Here is an 18,996-nt window from a genome sequence, read left to right as displayed (position 1 = left end):
TAAAATTTTAAACTTCTGACTAAAGTTTTAAATCGCTAACTATTTCTTCACTTACTAGTAATTCTTTTCCTATAGCCTTTTCTACAGCTTCAACTAATAAGTTTTCTTTTATAATGTCTTCACATATATTTATATCTGTGTACATTATTCTATCTTTATCTACAAAAGGAGTTCTCTCTCTTATAATTCTATAAGCTTCTTCAGTTCCTTTTCCTAGTTTTTTCTTTCCTCTTAGGTCTATAGCTTGTGCACTAGCTAATATTTCCATAGCTAAAACCTTTCTAGCGTTATCTAATATGTCTCTAGCATGTCTTGATGCTATAGTTCCCATAGAAACGTGGTCTTCTTGGTTTGCTGAAGATGGTATTGAGTCTACACTTGCTGGATGTGCAAGAACTTTATTTTCAGAAACTAATGAAGCTGCACTGTATTGTACTATCATAAATCCTGAATTTACTCCACCTTCATTTACTAAGAATGCTGGAAGTCCATGGCTAAGTGCTGGGTTTACCATTTTTTCAAGTCTTCTTTCAGAGATGTTGGCAATTTCTGATAACGCTATCCCTAGGAAGTCAAATGCAAGAGCCATTGGTTCCCCGTGGAAGTTACCGCCAGATATAATCTTTTGATTTTCGCCTGGGAATATTATTGGGTTATCTGTAACTGAGTTCATTTCTATTTCAATTTTCTTAACTACATAGTCAAGTGCGTCTTTACAACCACCGTGAACTTGAGGTGAGCATCTTAAAGTATAAGAATCTTGTACTCTAAGCTCTCCTTGTTCAGTAGTCATTTCACTGCCTTCTAATATCGCTAATACATTTTTAGCTGTATTGAATTGTCCTTTATGAGGTCTTACTAAGTGTACTCTTTCGTCCATAGCACAAGTTATACCATTTAATCCCTCCATTGTAAGTCCTAATGCTATATCTGCAGTTTTCATTAGGTTTATCGCATCGTAAACTGTTATAGCTCCAACTGCTGTCATACATTGAGTACCATTGTTTAATGATAGTCCTTCTTTTGATGATAAATATTCTAGAGGTTTTACTCCTGCTTTTTCTAAAGCTTCCTTAGAAGACATTCTAACACCTTGATATATTGCTTCTCCTTCTCCTAACATAGTTAAAACCATATGAGATAGAGGAGCTAAATCTCCTGAAGATCCTAATGAACCTTTTTCTGGAACTATTGGATGAACGCCTGCATTTAATAAGTTGATTAATACTTGTAGAGTTTCAAGTCTAACACCTGAATATCCTTTTGATAACGCATTTATTCTAAGTAACATCATAGCTCTTACTATTTCTTCACTTAAAGGCTCTCCTACACCGCAAGCGTGACTTCTTATTAAGTTTATTTGAAGTTGTCTAGTATCTTTTTTAGATATAACTACATCAGAAAATTTTCCAAATCCAGTTGTTATCCCGTAAGAAACCTTTTCCTGTTCAACCAAATCATCTACTATATTTCTTGCAGTTTTTATTCTTTCTATTGCTTCTTCTGTAAGTTCAACCTTATAACCGTATCTACAAACCTTCATTAAATCTTCTAAAGTTAAATCATAACCATTTAATTTAATAGTATCCATATTAAAACCTCCATATCTTTAATTTTTTTAATATATATTGAAAAATTTATATAATTTTCAATATTTAATTAACTAAATTAAATATTTTAATTTAATTTTTCAAATAAATTTCTGACATTTGAATAATTTTTTTTATAACTTGCTTATTCTTTATGTTATAAGTATAATTTAAAATATAGATTATATCTATAAGGATTTTATCAATTTCTATAACAATATTGAGGTTCAATTAATTGAGGTGATAAAATGAAACGAAAAATAATTGTAGCAGATAACCTATTAGAAAAGAAAAAATACGGTGATTTTACTTTTCCAATCGACTTTGATTACAACACTTTATTCGCATATGAATATGGATTTCTAGACTATCATTGGCACTATGAAATGACCTTCTCAGTTATATTAGAAGGCTCTATGGAATACAGAGTAAACGATAAAATTTACGAGATGAAAAAGGGAGATGGTCTGTTTATAAACTCTCATACTCTACACACAGCTAAAGGCTACAACAATAAAGATTGTGCTTTTTTGGCACTAATGTTTAGATCTAATTTTATATTTGGACATGAAGAAAGTCTAATAAAAACCAAATATATTGATATAATCGAAAACAGTGGTCAATGTCCCTCTTTTTTCCTAGATTCTAAAAATAAAACCCATAAAAAAATAATGTCGCTAGTTCTAGAGGCTAACGATATATTCCAAGAAAAGAAGCCTTGCTATGAATTATTGGTAAAAAGCAAGGTATGTGAGATATGGTCTTTATTTTTTAATGAAATAGACAGTATTTTGCAAGAAAAACAATTTGTAAATTCAAATGACGTTTTGAGATTATCTAAAATCTTAGATTTTATACATAGTAACTATAAAAATAAAATAACTCTAGATGATATAGCCGAATCTTGTAATATAAGTAAAAGTGAGTGCTGTAGATTTTTCAAAAAAGCAACTCGACAAACACCATTTGAATACCTGTTAAATTACCGCATTAAAAAAAGCATTCCTTTGCTTTTAAGCGATAAGTACAATATAACTGAAATCGCCGAAAAGGTAGGATTTTCAAATGCTAGCTATTACACAGAAATATTTAAAAGGGTTATGGATTTATCACCTACTAAATACAAAAAAGAACAGTTATTCAAATCTTAAATTATAATTTTTATATAAATATAAAAGGACCACATATTTCGTGATCCTTTTATATTTATATGCTAAATTATTTTCTATCTATTACACTTTCTCTTTCCACTATCTCATAAGGTAAAACAAATTTCTTTTCTTCAAGAGCATCCCCATTTATAATTTTTATTACCATTCTCATAGCTACAGCTCCCATATCATAAAGAGGTTGTCCTACTGTAGTCAATTTAGGACGATATATCTTAGAAAGCTTACTGTTATTATATCCTGCTACAGATATATCCTCTGGAACTTTATATCCCTTATCAAATATAGCATTTATAGCACCTATAGCTGCTTCATCTCCTGTAACAAAGACAGCATCTGGCTTAATATTTTTGTCTAATAAATCCATCATCGCTTTATATCCACTATTATAATCTGTATTTCCGTATTTTATTAGATCTTGATTTAGATTTATATCATTTTCAGTTAATGCTCTTTCATATCCTGATCTTCTCTCTGATTCTAATATAGTATCTGCTTCACTTGTCATTATAAGTGCTATATCTTTATGGCCTTTGTCTATTAAATATTTAGTCATATTGTAAGTTGCATCTTCATTGTTTGTACACACTGTATATACATCAAATTTTTGAGCTGTTTTACTTATATAAGCTGCTGGTATACTGCTATTATTAATTAATTCTATATGATCTTCATCTAAAGTCCACGAAATCATAACTATACCTTCAACTTGTTTTGCTTTTAATAACTCTATACTTTTTAATTCCTGATCTTTTTCAGAATATGTATTTGCTAATAATATATCATATCCATACATTTTTGCGACACATTCTATACCGTTTACAACCTCGCTCACAAATGAATCTGACATTTCTGGTACTATAACTCCCAATAAGTTACTCTTTTTAGTAACTAAGCTTCTCGCAAGAGGATTCGGAACATATCCTGTTTCTTTTATTACATCTAAGACTCTTTGTTTCACTTCATCTGTAACTGGTTTGGAGTCATTTATTACTCTCGAAACTGTCGATATCGAAACTCCAGCTAATTTTGCAACGTCCTTTATTGTAACGTTATTTTTCATGATATTTCCTCCTTATTTTATTTTCGTTTCACCACACTAAAAACTAATTGTAACATACTTTTACCTTTTTATAAATATATTATTTATACTTTTGTAATATATATGCCTGTGATACTAAAAAGTCTCTTAGTTAAATACATTTTTATATCGCAAATATGCTACTCTTTTTAAAGTATATTAAATAAATTATATTTATATACAATCTTATATGTTTACGTTTTCCTATATGCTATAAATATCTGAAACAAATACTATAATAATAATTTATACTATTTTTAAAACTACGTAAATAGAAAATTCATAAAAAAACTGTATTTAATCGTAAATTTTCGATAAATACAGTTTTTGTAAAAATGTTCTTTTAACAAAATATAAAATACTTGACTACAAAATGACAAAAATACTAAAAGATATTTATATGTCATTTATGTAGCCTAGTATTTTCATTTAAATTAGACTAGCATCCACATCCTTGATCTCCAAAAAATCCACCACTACAGCATAATATTAATAATAATATTAAAAATGGTATCCATGCCATTATATCTATATCTACCCAACTTTCCCCAAATGCCAAGAATAAGAAAAATAATACTATTATCCACCATGCTCCTGCTCCGAAGCCACATCCTTCTCCAAATAATCTATCTAACATGCTTACTTCCCCCTGTCAACTATAATATGCCACCACAACTACATAATATCAATAATACTATTAAGAATGGTATCCATGCCATTATGTCTATATCTACCCAGCTATCTCCAAATGCTAAGAATAAGAAGAATAGTACTATTATCCACCATGCTCCTGCTCCAAAGAATCCTTCTTCTCCAAATAATCTGTCTAACATTGTTATTACCTCCTGTTGATATTTGAGCTTTTGCTCTTAACTTATAATATGCAAAACAGATTATTTGTGATAATACTTATTAATCACAAATGTATTATTTTAGCAACCACAACTATATCCATTTTGATAACAATCACAATCATCATTATCATCTTCACATGAACATACTATTAGAAGTAAAATTAAAAATGGTATCCAATCACTTAAGCAAATATCTATAAAACACTCCTGAAAAGTTAAAAATAGAAAGAACAAAATTATAATCCACCATCCACTTCCTCCGATACATTCAAACATTCTCGATAATTTACGATTCATAAAATCCCTCCTCGATTAAAAAGAAAAGACCTCCATCATATTTTTATGATAAAGGTCTTTATGCTCTAATATATATTATGATAAAACTATTTATTTGTTACCTATTTTAACAACATCCAAAATCAAAATCACAAAGATTAAAAAATACTATTAAAATAATTATCCAAATTAAAAATTCTTGGTTACATAATATCCATTCTATTAAGTCGTCTCCCAACATCAACAACAAAATTAAAATTATGAAGAAGAATCCTCCTCCAAAGAAATTTCCACCGAAAAATCTAGATAAACCTTGTTCTTGTGACATATTGTTCTCTCCCTTTCAAAAATTAATAAGTATACTACTTATTTAATAAATAATATGCAAATTAAAGTCGAAAGGTTACTAAATTTATCATTATTCGTTGTTTAATACAGGGGCTAAAGATGTATCACTGAAAAACGTATTTGCGTTATACAAATATAATACCTCGTCTACATCTTCATTTTTCATCAATTCATCAATATCCTCGTAATAATATCTAGGGTCAACTAATATAATTTTACTAAAATGAGTTGTCAAAAATTGTATAAAACAGTTTGCGTAAGAATCTTTAAATATAAGTAATGTCTTTCCGCTATCTGATGTAGTATCGATTTTTACGATTGGATGGTTTCCACCTAAAAATACTTGATACTTATCTTTTTGTTCTAATTTCTCACTATCATATAAAGTTGCTGTTTTTTTCTGCTCTTCTTCGTAATTTACAACAACCTGGTCATTTTCATCCTTTGGTATATACACTTTTATCTTATCTAAGTCAGTCTTATATCCACTCTCTGAGGCAAGTGCCCCTTCAAATGAATTTGAAACTAATTCGATATCGTAATCATCGCTGTCCTTAGAGCTCAACTCCATATCTTCTGCCAGCTTTTGATATGAATAAAACGCCCCTAAAGTAGTCCAGTGATGGTCGCTTTTATAATATAAATCCTCTCTCTTATGTTCTAATAAAGTTGCATAAGTATCTACAAAGGTTACATTTGAATCTAGTTTTTTAGAGTACTCATCTAAATACTTCTGTTGATCTATAACAGGCGCAGCAAGAGGCAATTTATCTCTTAAAATACTTACAGCCGTTGGGGATATCAACATATATTGTTTTACATCCTTGTACTTATTTGAAAAGTCACTTATAGCTTTTAGATTCTTAGATACATTTTCTTCATTAGGCTTTTCAAAATCCTCTAATAGATATCCATCCTTTCCTAAATAAACACCATTAGAGCTCTTCTTTAACAACAGCTTGTCTGTTTTAACCTTAACATCTATCCAAAAATCTCTATTAAAAAACTGATCAACCTTGTACTTTTCATACTTACTTATATATCTTCCTTCAAATAATTTTTCTACAGAAAAAGTAGGCTTTGATTGAAGAACTCTATTTTCAGTTTCTGAGAAAGTCTTTTTCTCTCCTAGAGTATTTACTGCTACAAAAAATACTATATAGCATATAAATAATGCTGATAAAGATATACAGTATTTTTTACCTAATTTTTTCTTAGGCTTTTTATTTTTTGATGTATTTCTACTTTTCGTTTTATACGCTTCAGTCATACTTTTCACCACCTTTAAAATCTAAAATACAAGAATGGGTTATAAGTTTCATTAACCAAATAAGCCGTAACTAAAAATAAAACTAAACCATATATAACTAGAGATGGATTTAATAATTTATCTCTATATTCCCTTGCGATATTTTCCAAAATTTGTTTGATAACTGGTGTTGAAAATACAAAAAGTATAATCATCATCACGATATTAGTATATAAGTAGAATATTCCAGCGTTATCAATTACTGCATTTCCTGATATAAAGAACATTACCTTTAGATATTCCACTGCAAATCCTAAATCTTCACTTGCAAAGAACAACCATCCTATTATAACTAATAGCATTGTATAAATATGTTTTATACTATCAGGTAGCTTTTCTAAAACAGATTTTAGGGCGAATTTTTCTAAAAATAATAAAACTCCGTAGTAAAGTCCCCAGATCACAAAGTTCCAGCTAGCTCCATGCCAAAAACCAGTAAGGCACCAAACTACAAATATATTTCTAATTTGCTTCGGCATACTCACTCTATTTCCGCCTAGAGGTATGTAGATGTATTCTCTAAACCATGTTCCTAAAGATATATGCCATCTTCTCCAAAACTCTGTAATGCTCTTTGATATATATGGATAATTGAAGTTTTCCATAAAATCAAATCCGAACATCTTACCTAGACCAATAGCCATATCAGAATATCCACTGAAGTCAAAATATATTTGGAAAGTATATGCAATTATACCTAGCCATGCAGTAAGAACTGATATAGACGACATCTCCATAGCAGAAACAGTCGTCCATAGCATACCTATATTATTTGCTAGTAAGACCTTCTTTCCTAGACCTTGTATAAAACGCTCTACACCTTCTCCAAATTTAATCACACTTTCTTTTCTAGTGTTCAATTGAGTTTCTATTGTTTGATACTGTACTATAGGTCCTGCTACTAATTGTGGAAACATTGTAACATAAGTAGCGAAGTTAATTATATTGTGTTGAACTTCAACTTTACCCAAGTAAACATCCACAATATAAGACAATACTTGGAAAGTATAAAATGATATCCCTATTGGAAGAGCTAATCCTTCAAAAGGAATATTTACATGAAAAATACTATTTATGTTATCTATAAAGAAACCAAAATATTTAAAAAATCCTAATATACTCACATTGAAAATAATAGTAAGTATAAATATAAATTTACACTTACCTTCATCGTGCTTATTTTTATCTATTAATATAGCTAAAAAATAGTCCGCTAAAATCGTTCCTATCATTAAAAATACATACACAGGCTCTCCCCATGCATAAAAAACTAAACTAGCTATTAATAAGATTGAATTTTTTAATATTCTAGGGCTAACATAATATAGTAATAATGTTATTGGCAAAAAAGTAAACAAAAATATAATACTACTGAATACTATTTTAATCGCCTCCCTCTCAAAATTTTTTATTTTTTATTATAGATAAATCTAAAGCCGAGATTATTTTATTGACTCTTTAAAAGCCTCCTTCAACCCCTCTGCATTTTTAGATATGGCAAAAAACACGTATCTTCCCTGTGTCTTTAGCTCATAATCATTTACTAATGCACATTGCTCTGGTCCGTAGCTTCCAAAACTTTGAAGCTGAGAATTTATTCTATTGTCAATTGCATCCTCTAAGCCTTCTATTTGAGATTTATCTTTAACCTTTACAATTAGCATTTCATCTACTTCCATAGATGACTCAGGTGTGTATAAAACAACACTGTCAAAATCACTTGCATTTAAGCCGTAATATCTTTTTAATCCTTTAGTCCCTGTTTCTTCCATATTTTTTACAAGACCTGTATCTACTATAGATTTTTGTATATCTTTAGCAGTTAAATTATCATTTACACTACTGCATCCTACAAGAATGATACAAGAACATAAAATTGCTATAATACTTTTTATTCTTTTTTTTAATTTCATTTTTGTTAAACCTCTCTAAATTTTACAAATTCCCTTTTTGTATAAAGAAATCAAGCCATTTCTTTTGAAAATTTGGTCCGAAATGTATTCCATCTGGTTCATAATCACTTTGTTCTACAATTCCATTTGCATCTAAATATGTAACGCCCTTCTTTTGACACATAGCTTGTAAATCAGAATTCCATTTGTCTATATTTGCATAATTAGGCTGTTGAGATAATGTAAATGATTGAACTGGAAGTATTGAACATATGTATATATTAGTATTAGGCAGCTTAGATTTTACTAAATCTATTACACTTTCATATTGTTCTATAAATTTAGCACTATCGCTGTAACATTCAATATCATTTATTCCATATGTAAAAAACATATTTTTAGGATATAAACCAATAGCTGTATTTATATCGCCTTGTTTTTTTGCATTGGCTATATTTCTTCCCTTATATGCAACTACAGAAGACTGAGTTAAAAATCCATATGCAGAAATACCCTCTGCTCTTGAATCTCCAACTATAACTGATGAATCGAATTTACTTTTATAATTAACCTTACCTGAAGAATCTTGATCATCTGTTGTAACTGCTGGTTGATCTGTTATTCCATTTTGAGCCTTTATAGAAGCAATTTTTTCTTCCACCTGTACTACATCTTGCTTTTCTAAGTTCTTTATAACTTCTACACCTTGCTTTACTTGCTCATCTTCATTATTACTTTGTTTATTTAAAGCATTTATCGAAAAAACAACAGCAATGCATCCAGCTATCACTCCAAATGCTACCAATCCTACTTTTATTTGTTTTTTTAATCTAATTTAAACCACTCCCTTTATAAAATTTTTATGTTTTTTCAACACTTTATTATATCATTTTATTTTTCTTTATCAAATAACAATAATGTAACAAATATGTTAAAGTTTTACAATATACTACAACAAAAAAAGTCAGTTTATGATATTTAATCAAAAAACTAACTTTTTATCCAATATTTTATATTAACAACAGCATCCATCATCGAAATTAAATAACAGTAAGATTATCAATATTATCCATATCCATATACTGTCATCATCGAAAAAATCATCCAAAATATCTGTACACAATAGTAAAAACACTAAAACTATCGCGATTAATATTCCCCCGTTAAAATTAATTCCACAATCTCCAAAAAATCTAGAAAGATTACTCTCTAACTTTGACATAATGCCTCCCCCCAGTAAGGTTTGTATTTATTTTAATATATGATTTTTTAGATAGATAAGTTACTTATATTGTATTTTTGTCAATTTCCAAATTTTGTTCATAATAAATTAAAAATAGCTCTCTAAAATAATATTTATTGATAAGTATATGTATAAAATATTTTTACTTGTAAACGATAAAAATAATTCTACTATTTTCTAAATATATATTGAAAATTAATTATTATTATATTAAACTACTATTAAAAATTTAAATATTGGATAAAAGTTGGAGGTATAAAATGTTTGAAGAAATAAGGGACATAATAGCAGAACAATTAAGTATAGACGATTTAGATGAATTAACTTTAGATACTTCTCTTAAAGATGATTTAAATGCCGATTCTTTAGATGCTGTTGAAGTAATCATGGCATTAGAAGATAAATACGATATAGAAATTGCTGAAGAAGATGCTGAAGAATTCAAAACTATCGGCGATATAGTTAACTACATTGAAAGCAAATAGTATGATATTATTAAAATAAGCTATAGAAAATCATATTGTATTTTCTATAGCTTATTATTATTTTGTTACTTGTTTATTTTATCTAGTATATAGCTTTCCATTTGATTTACAGGTATTTGTAAGGTCATAGCTAGTTCTGTATGCAAATTATCCTGTGCCAATTTGAAATATTTCTCGTCAGTGGCACTTAATTTCTTGCCTTGATTCAATCTCTCTTCTTTTCTCTGATAAATAGTTTTTATAAGACTTAATAATTTTCTACATTGACAGCTTTTTATACAATCCTTATATACTTGCTCACGTAGCTTTTCATCTTCTACTAATAATCCTTTTATATTCGGTATATCACTTATTAAAGTCTCTACATCCTGTTTAGATATTAACTTTCTAATAACTACTTTTTTATTATCTACTGGTGAAAAAACTTTACTCCTATTTTGATTTACAGGTTCTAATATATAATACAATTTATCTTTAGGTGCACCATGCATGTTCAAAGTTGAAATATCTATTATTTGACAAACGCCTGCATTACCGTAAATCACATATTCTCCCTTTTTAAACATATTTACATCCCTTTCTATTTTTATATTGATTTATTAATTTGTAAATGTATTATATTCAAATATGCGCCATTAAGAATACTAAAAATTATGAATATTCTTAATATAATTGATATAAATACTTATATTCTGTTGTCGACATAGTAACTATAAGTCTTTTTTATTATTTTTGTAATTTAATATTCGTTATTTATCAGTATATTTGTAAAAAACCTTACAATATAATTTTATCACATTGAAAATTTTTTTGTCAGTTTTTTTTAATCACATAATCCTTTTATTTTTTTTATTTTTACAAATATATTAATTAAGTTATATAAAAATATAAATTTTATATTCGACTTAAAAGTGTAAATTTACATTTATTTATATTTTTGTGTATTTTATATCCAAATTGTGGTATATTTTATAGTGATTAAAATATACATGAGGTGATTACTGATGATTGAAAAAAAGTATATTGAAATGGAAGGTATATTTTCAGGTAGTAGAGTTGTAAATATATATCTTCCAAATGATTACAATCAAAGAAGAAAAAAATATCCTGTACTTTATATGTTTGATGGACATAATTTATTCTTTGATGAAGAAGCCGCATTCGGTAAATCATGGGGTATGAAGGAATATTTAGAAGACAATGACGTTCAATTAATAGTAGTTGGAATTCAATGTAGCTTTGAAGGCAACGAAAGAATGTCTGAATACTGCCCATACGACCTAGAAAACTACTACGGCGAATTTATAAAGGGAAAAGGCAATGAATACTTAGAATGGATGATAAATGTCATAAAACCTATGATCGATTCTCAATACAGAACTAAAACAGATCGCAAAAATACACTAATAGGTGGAAGCTCTATGGGCGGATTAATGGCTGCATATGCTGGAATCAAATATTCTGATGTATTCTCAAAATGTGCTTGCCTATCTCCTTCTTTTGAATTATGCTACGACAAATTTATGGAGGATGTAATATCAAGCGAACCGAAAAAAGGGACTAAGTTCTATATGGATATAGGAAGCTCAGAGCTAGAAGATGAATATAGAAGAGTTAATTATACATCTTATATGTTGGAATTATGCCATAAGCTTCAATCTAAGGGAGCCAACTGTTACCCTAGATTAATTCCTGGAGGAGAACACAACGAAGCTAGCTGGGAAAAACAAGTTCCTGTATTTATGGAATATCTTTTATAGTAGATTAAATTAAAAAAAGATATAATTAAAAAGGCTATTAAAAAATATTTTTTTTAATAGCCTTTTTTAATTATTTAATTTGCAACGCAGCCTTCCCATTTTTTCAAAATATTTAACATAAAGCCTTTAATATCTATTCCGTATAGATCATCCAGTACTGGATCATTTAATACTTTTTGAGGTGGACCGTAAGATACAACTTGACCATTTTGTAGCATTAAAACATTATCCGCAAAATACTGAACTAAATTTAAGTCGTGTAAAACTCCAACTACAATTTTATTATTTGTTTTAATCCATTCCTTTAAATTTTGTAGTAAATCTATTTGATTTTTAAAATCTAGATGATTTGTAGGCTCATCAAGTAGTATAATATCAGGATCCTGTGCAAATACTCTCGCTAAAAATACTCTCTGCATTTGCCCCCCTGAAAGCTCTGTTATTAATTTATCCTTTATATCCAATAACCCGACTTTATCTATACTGTCTAATATAATTTCGTCGTCTTCCTTGGACAATTTGCTCAATACGCCTTTGCTATAAGCATATCTACCTAAAGATACAGTATCGTAAATTGTATATGGAAAATAAATCTCTGTAATTTGGCTCATAAGTCCTACTTTTTTTGCAAAGTATTTTCTATTCATAGAAAATACCTCTTGCCCATCTATTAAAATATTACCCTTATACTCTAAAATATTTGCAATAGACTTTAAAAGCGTACTTTTACCGCATCCATTTGGACCTACTATACATAAATTTTCTCCATTTTTAACTGTAAAATTTATATCCTTTAATATATCTTTTCCTTCATATCCGCTATAAAGCTTCTTAACCTCTAACATAATTATCAACTCGCCTTTTTAAAATAAACATATGCAAAAAATGGTGCCCCTATAATAGCTGTAACTGCTCCTACTGGAAGCTCTACTGGTGCAAATACATTTCTTGCAATTAAATCTGTAACAACCATCAAGCAGCCTCCAAACACAAAAGACATCGGTATTACATATCTATGGTTTGAACCAAATATCTTTCTAACTACATGTGGTGCAATTAAATCTACAAATCCAATAGTCCCGCTAAGTGATACAGCTCCTCCTGTCAAAACAGCTGAAAATATAAAAAGCTTAGTCTTTACCTTTGATGTCTCTACTCCGACTGATTTTGCTTGTTCTTCTCCAAATGTAAGTATATCCATTTCTTTAGTATACATAAGTATACCTATCATACCGATTAAACAAAATGGCATGATAAGTCCTACATATGTCCATCCTCTCATTGCAAAACTACCCATTTGCCACAAAGCTATACTCTTTAAATCCTCTGAAAACATTGCAGTAAGCGTTGTAAGTAAAGCATTTACAAATAAAGAAAAAACCATACCCGCTAATATTATAGTATTGTTAGACATAGTTCTATCTATTTTATTAGAAAATACTATTACTATGTAAACTGTAATAAGTCCGAATATAAAACCCACTAATGGAAGTGTAAAGCTTCCTATAAATGGAATAGAAAAACCTGTTACTATTACAAGTCCTGCACCTAAAGACGCCCCTGATGATACCCCTAATGTAAATGGTGATGCCAATTGATTTTTCAATATAGATTGAACAACAGCACCACTTGATGCTAAACATCCGCCAACTAAAAATGCCAATAAAACCCTAGGTAATCTAATTTTCCAAATAATTGATACATCCTTAGCTAATATACCTTCTCTAAGAGGTATACCTAAAGCTTTATTTGCAATTATAGATATAGTATCTAACATACTTATATCGGAGCTTCCTATAGAAGCCCCAATATAAATTAATATCAATACTATAAATATGCTTATTATACTCTTTTGTCTATTTGTCACTGTATTCATCTGGATATATAGCCTTTGCCATTTCCTTTAAAGCTTTTATTACATTAGGTGTTGGTCTTGAAGATGAATTTGTATCTATAGAGTACACTGCTTTTTCTTTAACTGCAGTTATATTTTCCCATCCATCTCTATTCATTATATCGTCGATTGGATTTTCTATGTAATTTACATTAGTAAGTATAACATCTGGATTTGCATCTATTACTGATTCTGAACTTGGAGATATCCAAGATTCTTGGTCTTTAAATATGTTTTCAGCACCTACTATTTCTATAATTTCATTTAAGAATGTTGAATTACCGAAGCTATATAGGTTTGGTGCTGGACCAATTTCAAAATAAACTTTCTTTTTGTCTTCTATTTTGCTACCTATTTTTTGTATTTCTTCAATATCTGATTTCATAGAAGATATTATTTCTTCACCCTTATCACTTACATCAAATAATTCTGCTAAAAATGTAATATCTTCGTATATACCGTCTATACTATTGCTACTTGGTATGTATACAACACATATTCCAGCATCCTTGACAGCTTTGTAAGGGTCTTCTGATGAACCGCTGTATTCTGTAGCTACTATTATATCTGGATCTAATTCTATAATAGCTTCTGCATCTGGAGTTGTAAAATCCATTAATTCTGTTTCTTTACTTAGCCCTTCAACATCTGCTGAATATTCATCTGCTGCTATAATCTTGTCAGCTAATCCTAATGCTACTAAGTTTTCTGTATTAGCTGGTGCAGTAGATATAATTGTTTCAATTTTACTTGGAACTTCTACCTCATTTCCTTGTCTATCTGTTATTTTTTTGTCCCCGCCACTACCATTATTACATCCAACCGCTAAAAGCATTGTCAAACACAATAAAATTGATAAAATTTTATTTTTCATTTAAAAATCCTCCTTTTTTAAATTTGATTTTTTGTTTCTAATTTATAAAATAAAAAAAAACTAACACAAGGTTAGTTTATATTTTTAAATAAAACAAATTTCCTCACCCCGAAGATTTTATATTTTGTATATTAGGCAGGTCTCCTGGCTTAGCTTCATCCTATTAACTCGCCTTCCCATGATTTTGATCACAGTGGCTAAATTGAGCAACAGTCTGCATTACAGTAACGGGGGCTGCAGAGGATTTTAACCTCTTTCCCTATTAATCTATATAGAACCTATATACATGCATAATGATTATTTAGTTATAGAGCTATTATATCATACTTTCATTATTTATCAGTATAAATTCATCTTATTTTTCTTCATAAAAAGATACATTTTTTATTACTATATCAAAAGTTCCGTTTTCATTCTTTCTGACGCTGTATTTCATCGGATCTTCAAAATCTGATAAATTTCCTTTTATATCAAAGCCATTGTCTGTTTTTATACTTCTCTTTTTAAGCTTCTTTTCAACCCACTTTTTATCGATTGAGAAGTTTTCAGTAAGCCCTTTGTCTTCCATGTGTTCTTTGAAGCTTTCCTTTAGAGCTTGGTCTATTATATTGTTTTGGACAAATTCATCTACATCTATTTCAGCCTTTTCCTTTAGAGTGTAATTTAGCATGCTTCTTATATCCTCTGCCTTTTTCATATCATCTGAAATTGCATTTGTAATCCAGTTTTCAGCTGTAGTTTTAAATACCTTTGTTTTATATTTGCTGTCTTCTATTTTTTTTGCATTTAAGAATTCTGATACGAATTTTGTTTCGATTTGCTCCTTTTCGGCGTCTTTATCTAGTAATTTTAGATGGTATTCGTCGTTAATTCCGCTGACGCCTACTAGAGCACATTGTTTTTGTCGTCCTGTTTCTGGTATTCCAATTTCATTTGATACTATTTGTATATTAAACTTATCTTCTATAAACTCAATAGAATGTGTATATGATTTTTTATATTCTAGCTTGATTATCGCTACGTTTTTTTCGTCTTTTACACTGTACAAACAAATTGCAAGGTCACAAGAATCCATTTCTTCACCTGACTTCATAACTTCAAATAAAAATGCAGCTATTTCCTTTGAATTTTGTAAAAATGTATCTTCATCGTAAATTATTTGCTCGCAGCAATTTTTAACTACGTTGTTGTTGTAGTCGTTAAATTCTGCCTTTCTCAAATCGTCGTCTTTCGAAACTCTATTTATAATCTTTTGAAAAAACTTATCCACTTCTAGACTGTTTCTACATTCGTAATCATTTAATATAGGACTGTCGTTGTTTTTATCTAAAACATGTACTATGGATTTATGTATAACCATTTTAATCTCTCCTTATTTCTATCTTAATTTTTCAATTAATTCCTTCATATCTCGAGGTATATCTGTTTCAAATTCTAAAACCTCTTTAGTTCTAGGCTGTTTAAATTTTAAGCTATATGCATGTAACGCCTGTCTGTTTATTAAATCCTCGTCTAAAGAGCCGTACAATTCATCTCCTATAATAGGATGTCCTATATGCGACATATGGACTCTTATTTGATGAGTTCTACCTGTCTCTAATTTAACCTCTAAGACAGTAGCATCCTTTAATCTCTCAATTACTTTGTAATGAGTAATCGACTCCTGCCCTCTAGAGTCTACAACTCTCTTTACACTATCATCTGTCGGTCTGTAAATAGGCTCGTCTATAGTCCCTTGGTCTTTTTCTACGACTCCCTTTACTACTGTTATGTATTTTTTATCAAAGCCTTCTTCCTTCATCTCGCTAGACAATACATGTTGAGCAAATGGGTTTTTTGCAACTATTACAAGACCTGATGTATTCATATCTAATCTATTTACAAATCTTATTTTTACACCTTCTCCTTTTTTGACTATGTAATCTGTAACTCCATTCGCCATAGTATTTTCAAAATGACTCTTTGTAGGATGAACTACCATAAAAGGAGGTTTGTTTACAACAATTAAATCAAAATCATCGTAAACTATATCTAAATTTAAATTTTGGGGTTTAAAGTTTGCCATATCCTCCTGTATGCTTACTTCTATTAAATCTCCTTTTTTGACCTTTTTATCTAATTTTTTAAAATTTTTATTTACATTTACTGTTTTAAATCTCTTTAATTTAGATACATATCTAACTGAAAAGTTTAATTTATCCAATAAAACCTCTTTTAATGTTAAATTATCGTCTTCATTTATATACGATATAAGATTATATGTCTGATCTTCCTTCTTGAACAAATTTTCACCTACTTCCTTTATTGTTTAACATATATATTTTACACTAAATTTTTAATATAATGAACAAAAAAGATTAACCATAAATTGCCAATACCTTTGTCGATGATATGTCTATTCTCAATAAGCTAAAAAAGGAGTTCTCCTATATAGTATTACTATTGAAAAACCCCTTTTATACTTCTAATAATTTTTTTAATTTAATACTCTATAAAAAAGTCTTCATTTGAAGATTATTAAATTAATGTAGACTTTTTTGAAATGCATGACAGAAATTATATTTATCCACGATTTCAAAGGAATATAATTTCTTATGCATTATAAATTATTCTGATAAAGCTTCATCGTATCCCTTGCACACATCTACCCATTTTTCACATTTTGAGTATTTTTCCATTTCGTCACAAGTCAATTCTATAGCTGAATTACTGCTTCCACAAGCTGGGAATACTGTACTGAAGCGTTTCATAGAAACATCTAAAAATACTCTTACTCCGTCGTTTGCTATTGCAAATGGGCACACACCACCTATAGCATGTCCTATGTATTCTACAACTTCATCTGGAGTAAGCATTTTTGCTTTTGTTGAAAATTCTGCTTTGTATTTTTTATTATCAATCTTCGCATCCCCTGCAACTACGATTAATATCGCATTGTCCCCTGCTTTATTTTTGAAAGATAGAGTTTTAGCTATTCTAGCTGGTATAACATGTGCTGCTTCAGCTGCTAATTCAACTGTTGCACTTGATTGATCAAACTCTAAAATATCATCTTCTCTTCCATATTCTGCAAAGTATGCTCTAACTTTTTCTATCGACATTTTTTACACCCCTATATTTAATCTTTTCCATATAGTATAACATAAATTTTTACAATTCATACACAATCATGAAAAATATTATATTTATAATATTAATTCTAAACAGTTATAGTTAATAACAATCTGTGTTATAATACTTGTTATAAAGAGGTGGGATAATGGAAAGAATTATTACAATTAGCTCAAATAATCTACCAAAATCTATAACAACTAAGGATATTTTAACTGAAAAATTGCAAAATGCAGGATTTACAGTTTGTGATATACTCCATCCCCAAACGGAACTAATAATTTCTATAGGAGGAGATGGTTCTTTTTTACAAACAGTACACGACTTTGAATTTCCAGAGGTTCCTATTCTAGGAATAAATACAGGGCATCTAGGATTTTTCCCTGATTTTTCTCCATCTGATATAGATCTTTTTATCGAATCTTATCTAATGGGAGATTACATAGTTCAAGAAATTCCTGTACTCCAATCGACTGTCTGTACTAAATCTAATTGCAATGATGTTTTCGCTATAAATGAAGTTGTAGTAAAAGGATACAAATCTAGAACTATACATTTATCATTGGGCATAAATAATCATCATGTACAAAACTTCAGCGGTGATGGTCTAATAGTTTCGACTTCAACAGGCTCTACAGCATACAATTATGCAGCAAGCGGAAGTATAATAGACCCAAGTATAAACGTAATGCAAATTACACCATTAGCACCCATAAACACAAATGCATACAGAAGCTTTACTTCTAGTATTATTTGTTCAAAGGATTCAATTGTAAAAATATCACCAGAATATAGATTTGAGGATTCAATATTGATAATTGTTGATGGGGTAGAATATCAATTTAAGCAAATAGTAAGTATTTCGACATTTGTTTCTGATTTAAAAGTCAAATTACTTAGAATGTCAAATTACGAATTTTGGAGCAGAGTAACTGAAAAGTTCTTATAAATTTTTTTAGGAGGATAACATATGAAGATAGGTGTAATGAGCGACACTCATGGTAGTTTACCTTATTTTGAAAAAGCATTAGACTTATTAAAGGACTGCGATGTGATTTTCCATATAGGAGATGTACTTTACCACGGTCCAAGAAACGATTTACCTGAAGGA

The 18,996-nt window shown here is 29.3% G+C and carries 23 protein-coding genes and 1 riboswitch; of the genes, 5 read left to right on the top strand and 18 right to left on the bottom strand.

The annotated features are described in order from the left end of the window. Window positions 1-19: 19 nt before the first annotated feature. Window positions 20-1,591, bottom strand: a complete 1,572-nt coding sequence (gene hutH, locus SPD90_RS03690) for a histidine ammonia-lyase (RefSeq protein WP_320625283.1) — start codon at window positions 1,589-1,591, stop codon at window positions 20-22. Between the two features lie 246 nt (window positions 1,592-1,837). Between hutH and SPD90_RS03685 the strand changes: the two genes are divergently transcribed. Further along, window positions 1,838-2,740 (top strand): AraC family transcriptional regulator, encoded by a 903-nt coding sequence (locus SPD90_RS03685; protein ID WP_320924340.1) that lies wholly within the window; start codon window positions 1,838-1,840, stop codon window positions 2,738-2,740. Between the two features lie 67 nt (window positions 2,741-2,807). Here SPD90_RS03685 and SPD90_RS03680 read toward each other — a convergent pair whose 3' ends face one another. From SPD90_RS03680 to SPD90_RS03635, 10 genes are all read right to left on the bottom strand, one after another. Beyond that, window positions 2,808-3,821, bottom strand: coding sequence for a LacI family DNA-binding transcriptional regulator (locus SPD90_RS03680; RefSeq protein ID WP_320625285.1), 1,014 nt, complete (start codon window positions 3,819-3,821; stop codon window positions 2,808-2,810). 457 nt (window positions 3,822-4,278) lie between these two features. Next, a complete protein-coding gene (locus tag SPD90_RS03675) occupies window positions 4,279-4,476 on the bottom strand; it encodes a hypothetical protein (RefSeq protein ID WP_320625286.1) in 198 nt (65 codons plus the stop codon). A gap of 19 nt (window positions 4,477-4,495) precedes the next feature. Then, window positions 4,496-4,672 (bottom strand): hypothetical protein, encoded by a 177-nt coding sequence (locus SPD90_RS03670; protein ID WP_320625287.1) that lies wholly within the window; start codon window positions 4,670-4,672, stop codon window positions 4,496-4,498. A gap of 99 nt (window positions 4,673-4,771) precedes the next feature. After that, on the bottom strand, window positions 4,772-4,990 hold the full coding sequence (locus SPD90_RS03665) for a hypothetical protein (RefSeq protein ID WP_320625288.1): 219 nt from the start codon (window positions 4,988-4,990) through the stop codon (window positions 4,772-4,774). A gap of 106 nt (window positions 4,991-5,096) precedes the next feature. Further along, on the bottom strand, window positions 5,097-5,297 hold the full coding sequence (locus SPD90_RS03660; RefSeq protein WP_320625289.1) for a hypothetical protein: 201 nt from the start codon (window positions 5,295-5,297) through the stop codon (window positions 5,097-5,099). Between the two features lie 90 nt (window positions 5,298-5,387). Beyond that, window positions 5,388-6,587, bottom strand: a complete 1,200-nt coding sequence (locus SPD90_RS03655) for a DHHW family protein (protein WP_320625290.1) — start codon at window positions 6,585-6,587, stop codon at window positions 5,388-5,390. Window positions 6,588-6,601: 14 nt separating this feature from the next. Further along, window positions 6,602-7,873 carry an MBOAT family O-acyltransferase gene (locus SPD90_RS03650; RefSeq protein ID WP_331680503.1) on the bottom strand — a complete coding sequence of 424 codons (1,272 nt, stop codon included), beginning with the start codon at window positions 7,871-7,873 and terminating at the stop codon, window positions 6,602-6,604. 195 nt (window positions 7,874-8,068) lie between these two features. After that, a complete protein-coding gene (locus tag SPD90_RS03645) occupies window positions 8,069-8,539 on the bottom strand; it encodes a DUF4358 domain-containing protein (protein WP_320625291.1) in 471 nt (156 codons plus the stop codon). 22 nt (window positions 8,540-8,561) lie between these two features. Continuing rightward, the gene (locus SPD90_RS03640) at window positions 8,562-9,323 is read right to left on the bottom strand and encodes a GDSL-type esterase/lipase family protein (RefSeq protein WP_320924339.1); all 762 of its coding nucleotides are present in this window, start codon (window positions 9,321-9,323) and stop codon (window positions 8,562-8,564) included. 210 nt (window positions 9,324-9,533) lie between these two features. After that, window positions 9,534-9,740: a hypothetical protein gene (locus SPD90_RS03635; protein ID WP_320625293.1), complete on the bottom strand. Its 207-nt coding sequence runs from the start codon at window positions 9,738-9,740 to the stop codon at window positions 9,534-9,536. Window positions 9,741-10,021: 281 nt separating this feature from the next. On the opposite strand from SPD90_RS03635, the gene acpP reads away from it, so the two are divergent. Beyond that, window positions 10,022-10,246, top strand: a complete 225-nt coding sequence (gene acpP, locus SPD90_RS03630; RefSeq protein WP_320626560.1) for an acyl carrier protein — start codon at window positions 10,022-10,024, stop codon at window positions 10,244-10,246. 65 nt (window positions 10,247-10,311) lie between these two features. On the opposite strand, the gene SPD90_RS03625 is transcribed toward acpP, so the two are convergent. Continuing rightward, window positions 10,312-10,812: a CarD family transcriptional regulator gene (locus tag SPD90_RS03625; RefSeq protein WP_320626559.1), complete on the bottom strand. Its 501-nt coding sequence runs from the start codon at window positions 10,810-10,812 to the stop codon at window positions 10,312-10,314. Window positions 10,813-11,250: 438 nt separating this feature from the next. Between SPD90_RS03625 and SPD90_RS03620 the strand changes: the two genes are divergently transcribed. Beyond that, window positions 11,251-12,006: an alpha/beta hydrolase gene (locus SPD90_RS03620; RefSeq protein WP_320924338.1), complete on the top strand. Its 756-nt coding sequence runs from the start codon at window positions 11,251-11,253 to the stop codon at window positions 12,004-12,006. 74 nt (window positions 12,007-12,080) lie between these two features. Here SPD90_RS03620 and SPD90_RS03615 read toward each other — a convergent pair whose 3' ends face one another. The 6 genes from SPD90_RS03615 to SPD90_RS03590 all read right to left on the bottom strand — a co-directional run bounded on the left by SPD90_RS03615 (window position 12,081) and on the right by SPD90_RS03590 (window position 17,875). Continuing rightward, window positions 12,081-12,851 (bottom strand): ABC transporter ATP-binding protein, encoded by a 771-nt coding sequence (locus tag SPD90_RS03615; protein ID WP_320924337.1) that lies wholly within the window; start codon window positions 12,849-12,851, stop codon window positions 12,081-12,083. Between the two features lie 5 nt (window positions 12,852-12,856). Beyond that, a complete protein-coding gene (locus SPD90_RS03610) occupies window positions 12,857-13,882 on the bottom strand; it encodes a FecCD family ABC transporter permease (protein ID WP_320924336.1) in 1,026 nt (341 codons plus the stop codon). Then, window positions 13,863-14,774: an ABC transporter substrate-binding protein gene (locus SPD90_RS03605; protein ID WP_320924335.1), complete on the bottom strand. Its 912-nt coding sequence runs from the start codon at window positions 14,772-14,774 to the stop codon at window positions 13,863-13,865. Before SPD90_RS03605 ends, SPD90_RS03610 begins: the two co-directional genes overlap by 20 nt. Window positions 14,775-14,890: 116 nt before the next feature. Beyond that, a riboswitch (cobalamin riboswitch) is annotated at window positions 14,891-15,071 on the bottom strand. A gap of 58 nt (window positions 15,072-15,129) precedes the next feature. Further along, entirely contained in the window at window positions 15,130-16,134 is a 1,005-nt protein-coding gene (locus SPD90_RS03600; protein ID WP_320626554.1) for a nucleoid-associated protein, read from the bottom strand. A gap of 18 nt (window positions 16,135-16,152) precedes the next feature. Then, on the bottom strand, window positions 16,153-17,058 hold the full coding sequence (locus SPD90_RS03595; protein WP_320626553.1) for an RluA family pseudouridine synthase: 906 nt from the start codon (window positions 17,056-17,058) through the stop codon (window positions 16,153-16,155). Between the two features lie 322 nt (window positions 17,059-17,380). Further along, window positions 17,381-17,875 carry a YbaK/EbsC family protein gene (locus tag SPD90_RS03590; RefSeq protein ID WP_320626552.1) on the bottom strand — a complete coding sequence of 165 codons (495 nt, stop codon included), beginning with the start codon at window positions 17,873-17,875 and terminating at the stop codon, window positions 17,381-17,383. Window positions 17,876-18,033: 158 nt separating this feature from the next. Between SPD90_RS03590 and SPD90_RS03585 the strand changes: the two genes are divergently transcribed. Together SPD90_RS03585 and SPD90_RS15285 are read left to right on the top strand one after the other, a co-directional pair. Continuing rightward, window positions 18,034-18,834, top strand: coding sequence for an NAD(+)/NADH kinase (locus SPD90_RS03585; RefSeq protein WP_290686347.1), 801 nt, complete (start codon window positions 18,034-18,036; stop codon window positions 18,832-18,834). A 21-nt stretch (window positions 18,835-18,855) separates the two neighbouring features. Beyond that, window positions 18,856-18,996 (top strand): metallophosphoesterase family protein (locus SPD90_RS15285; RefSeq protein WP_320924344.1); only part of this gene is annotated, 141 nt, incomplete at its 3' end.

The organism is Intestinibacter sp., assembly GCF_034113885.1.
Taxonomy (GTDB): Bacteria; Bacillota; Clostridia; order Peptostreptococcales; family Peptostreptococcaceae; genus Intestinibacter.
The sequence above is the reverse complement of the archived record's forward strand: the minus strand, read 5'-3'. Positions and strand labels throughout refer to the sequence as shown.

What these genes read in the sequence shown, in the direction of transcription:
- hutH (WP_320625283.1), bottom strand. Translation starts at nt 1,591, where the DNA reads ATGGATACTATTAAATTAAATGGTTATGATTTAACTTTAGAAGATTTA.
- SPD90_RS03620 (WP_320924338.1), top strand. Translation starts at nt 11,251, where the DNA reads ATGATTGAAAAAAAGTATATTGAAATGGAAGGTATATTTTCAGGTAGT.
- SPD90_RS03585 (WP_290686347.1), top strand. Translation starts at nt 18,034, where the DNA reads ATGGAAAGAATTATTACAATTAGCTCAAATAATCTACCAAAATCTATA.
- SPD90_RS03670 (WP_320625287.1), bottom strand. Translation starts at nt 4,672, where the DNA reads ATGTTAGACAGATTATTTGGAGAAGAAGGATTCTTTGGAGCAGGAGCA.
- SPD90_RS03615 (WP_320924337.1), bottom strand. Translation starts at nt 12,851, where the DNA reads ATGTTAGAGGTTAAGAAGCTTTATAGCGGATATGAAGGAAAAGATATA.
- SPD90_RS03605 (WP_320924335.1), bottom strand. Translation starts at nt 14,774, where the DNA reads ATGAAAAATAAAATTTTATCAATTTTATTGTGTTTGACAATGCTTTTA.
- SPD90_RS03680 (WP_320625285.1), bottom strand. Translation starts at nt 3,821, where the DNA reads ATGAAAAATAACGTTACAATAAAGGACGTTGCAAAATTAGCTGGAGTT.
- SPD90_RS03665 (WP_320625288.1), bottom strand. Translation starts at nt 4,990, where the DNA reads ATGAATCGTAAATTATCGAGAATGTTTGAATGTATCGGAGGAAGTGGA.
- acpP (WP_320626560.1), top strand. Translation starts at nt 10,022, where the DNA reads ATGTTTGAAGAAATAAGGGACATAATAGCAGAACAATTAAGTATAGAC.
- SPD90_RS03610 (WP_320924336.1), bottom strand. Translation starts at nt 13,882, where the DNA reads ATGAATACAGTGACAAATAGACAAAAGAGTATAATAAGCATATTTATA.
- SPD90_RS03645 (WP_320625291.1), bottom strand. Translation starts at nt 8,539, where the DNA reads ATGAAATTAAAAAAAAGAATAAAAAGTATTATAGCAATTTTATGTTCT.
- SPD90_RS03635 (WP_320625293.1), bottom strand. Translation starts at nt 9,740, where the DNA reads ATGTCAAAGTTAGAGAGTAATCTTTCTAGATTTTTTGGAGATTGTGGA.
- SPD90_RS03660 (WP_320625289.1), bottom strand. Translation starts at nt 5,297, where the DNA reads ATGTCACAAGAACAAGGTTTATCTAGATTTTTCGGTGGAAATTTCTTT.
- SPD90_RS03655 (WP_320625290.1), bottom strand. Translation starts at nt 6,587, where the DNA reads ATGACTGAAGCGTATAAAACGAAAAGTAGAAATACATCAAAAAATAAA.
- SPD90_RS03675 (WP_320625286.1), bottom strand. Translation starts at nt 4,476, where the DNA reads ATGTTAGATAGATTATTTGGAGAAGGATGTGGCTTCGGAGCAGGAGCA.
- SPD90_RS03590 (WP_320626552.1), bottom strand. Translation starts at nt 17,875, where the DNA reads ATGTCGATAGAAAAAGTTAGAGCATACTTTGCAGAATATGGAAGAGAA.
- SPD90_RS03600 (WP_320626554.1), bottom strand. Translation starts at nt 16,134, where the DNA reads ATGGTTATACATAAATCCATAGTACATGTTTTAGATAAAAACAACGAC.
- SPD90_RS03685 (WP_320924340.1), top strand. Translation starts at nt 1,838, where the DNA reads ATGAAACGAAAAATAATTGTAGCAGATAACCTATTAGAAAAGAAAAAA.
- SPD90_RS03625 (WP_320626559.1), bottom strand. Translation starts at nt 10,812, where the DNA reads ATGTTTAAAAAGGGAGAATATGTGATTTACGGTAATGCAGGCGTTTGT.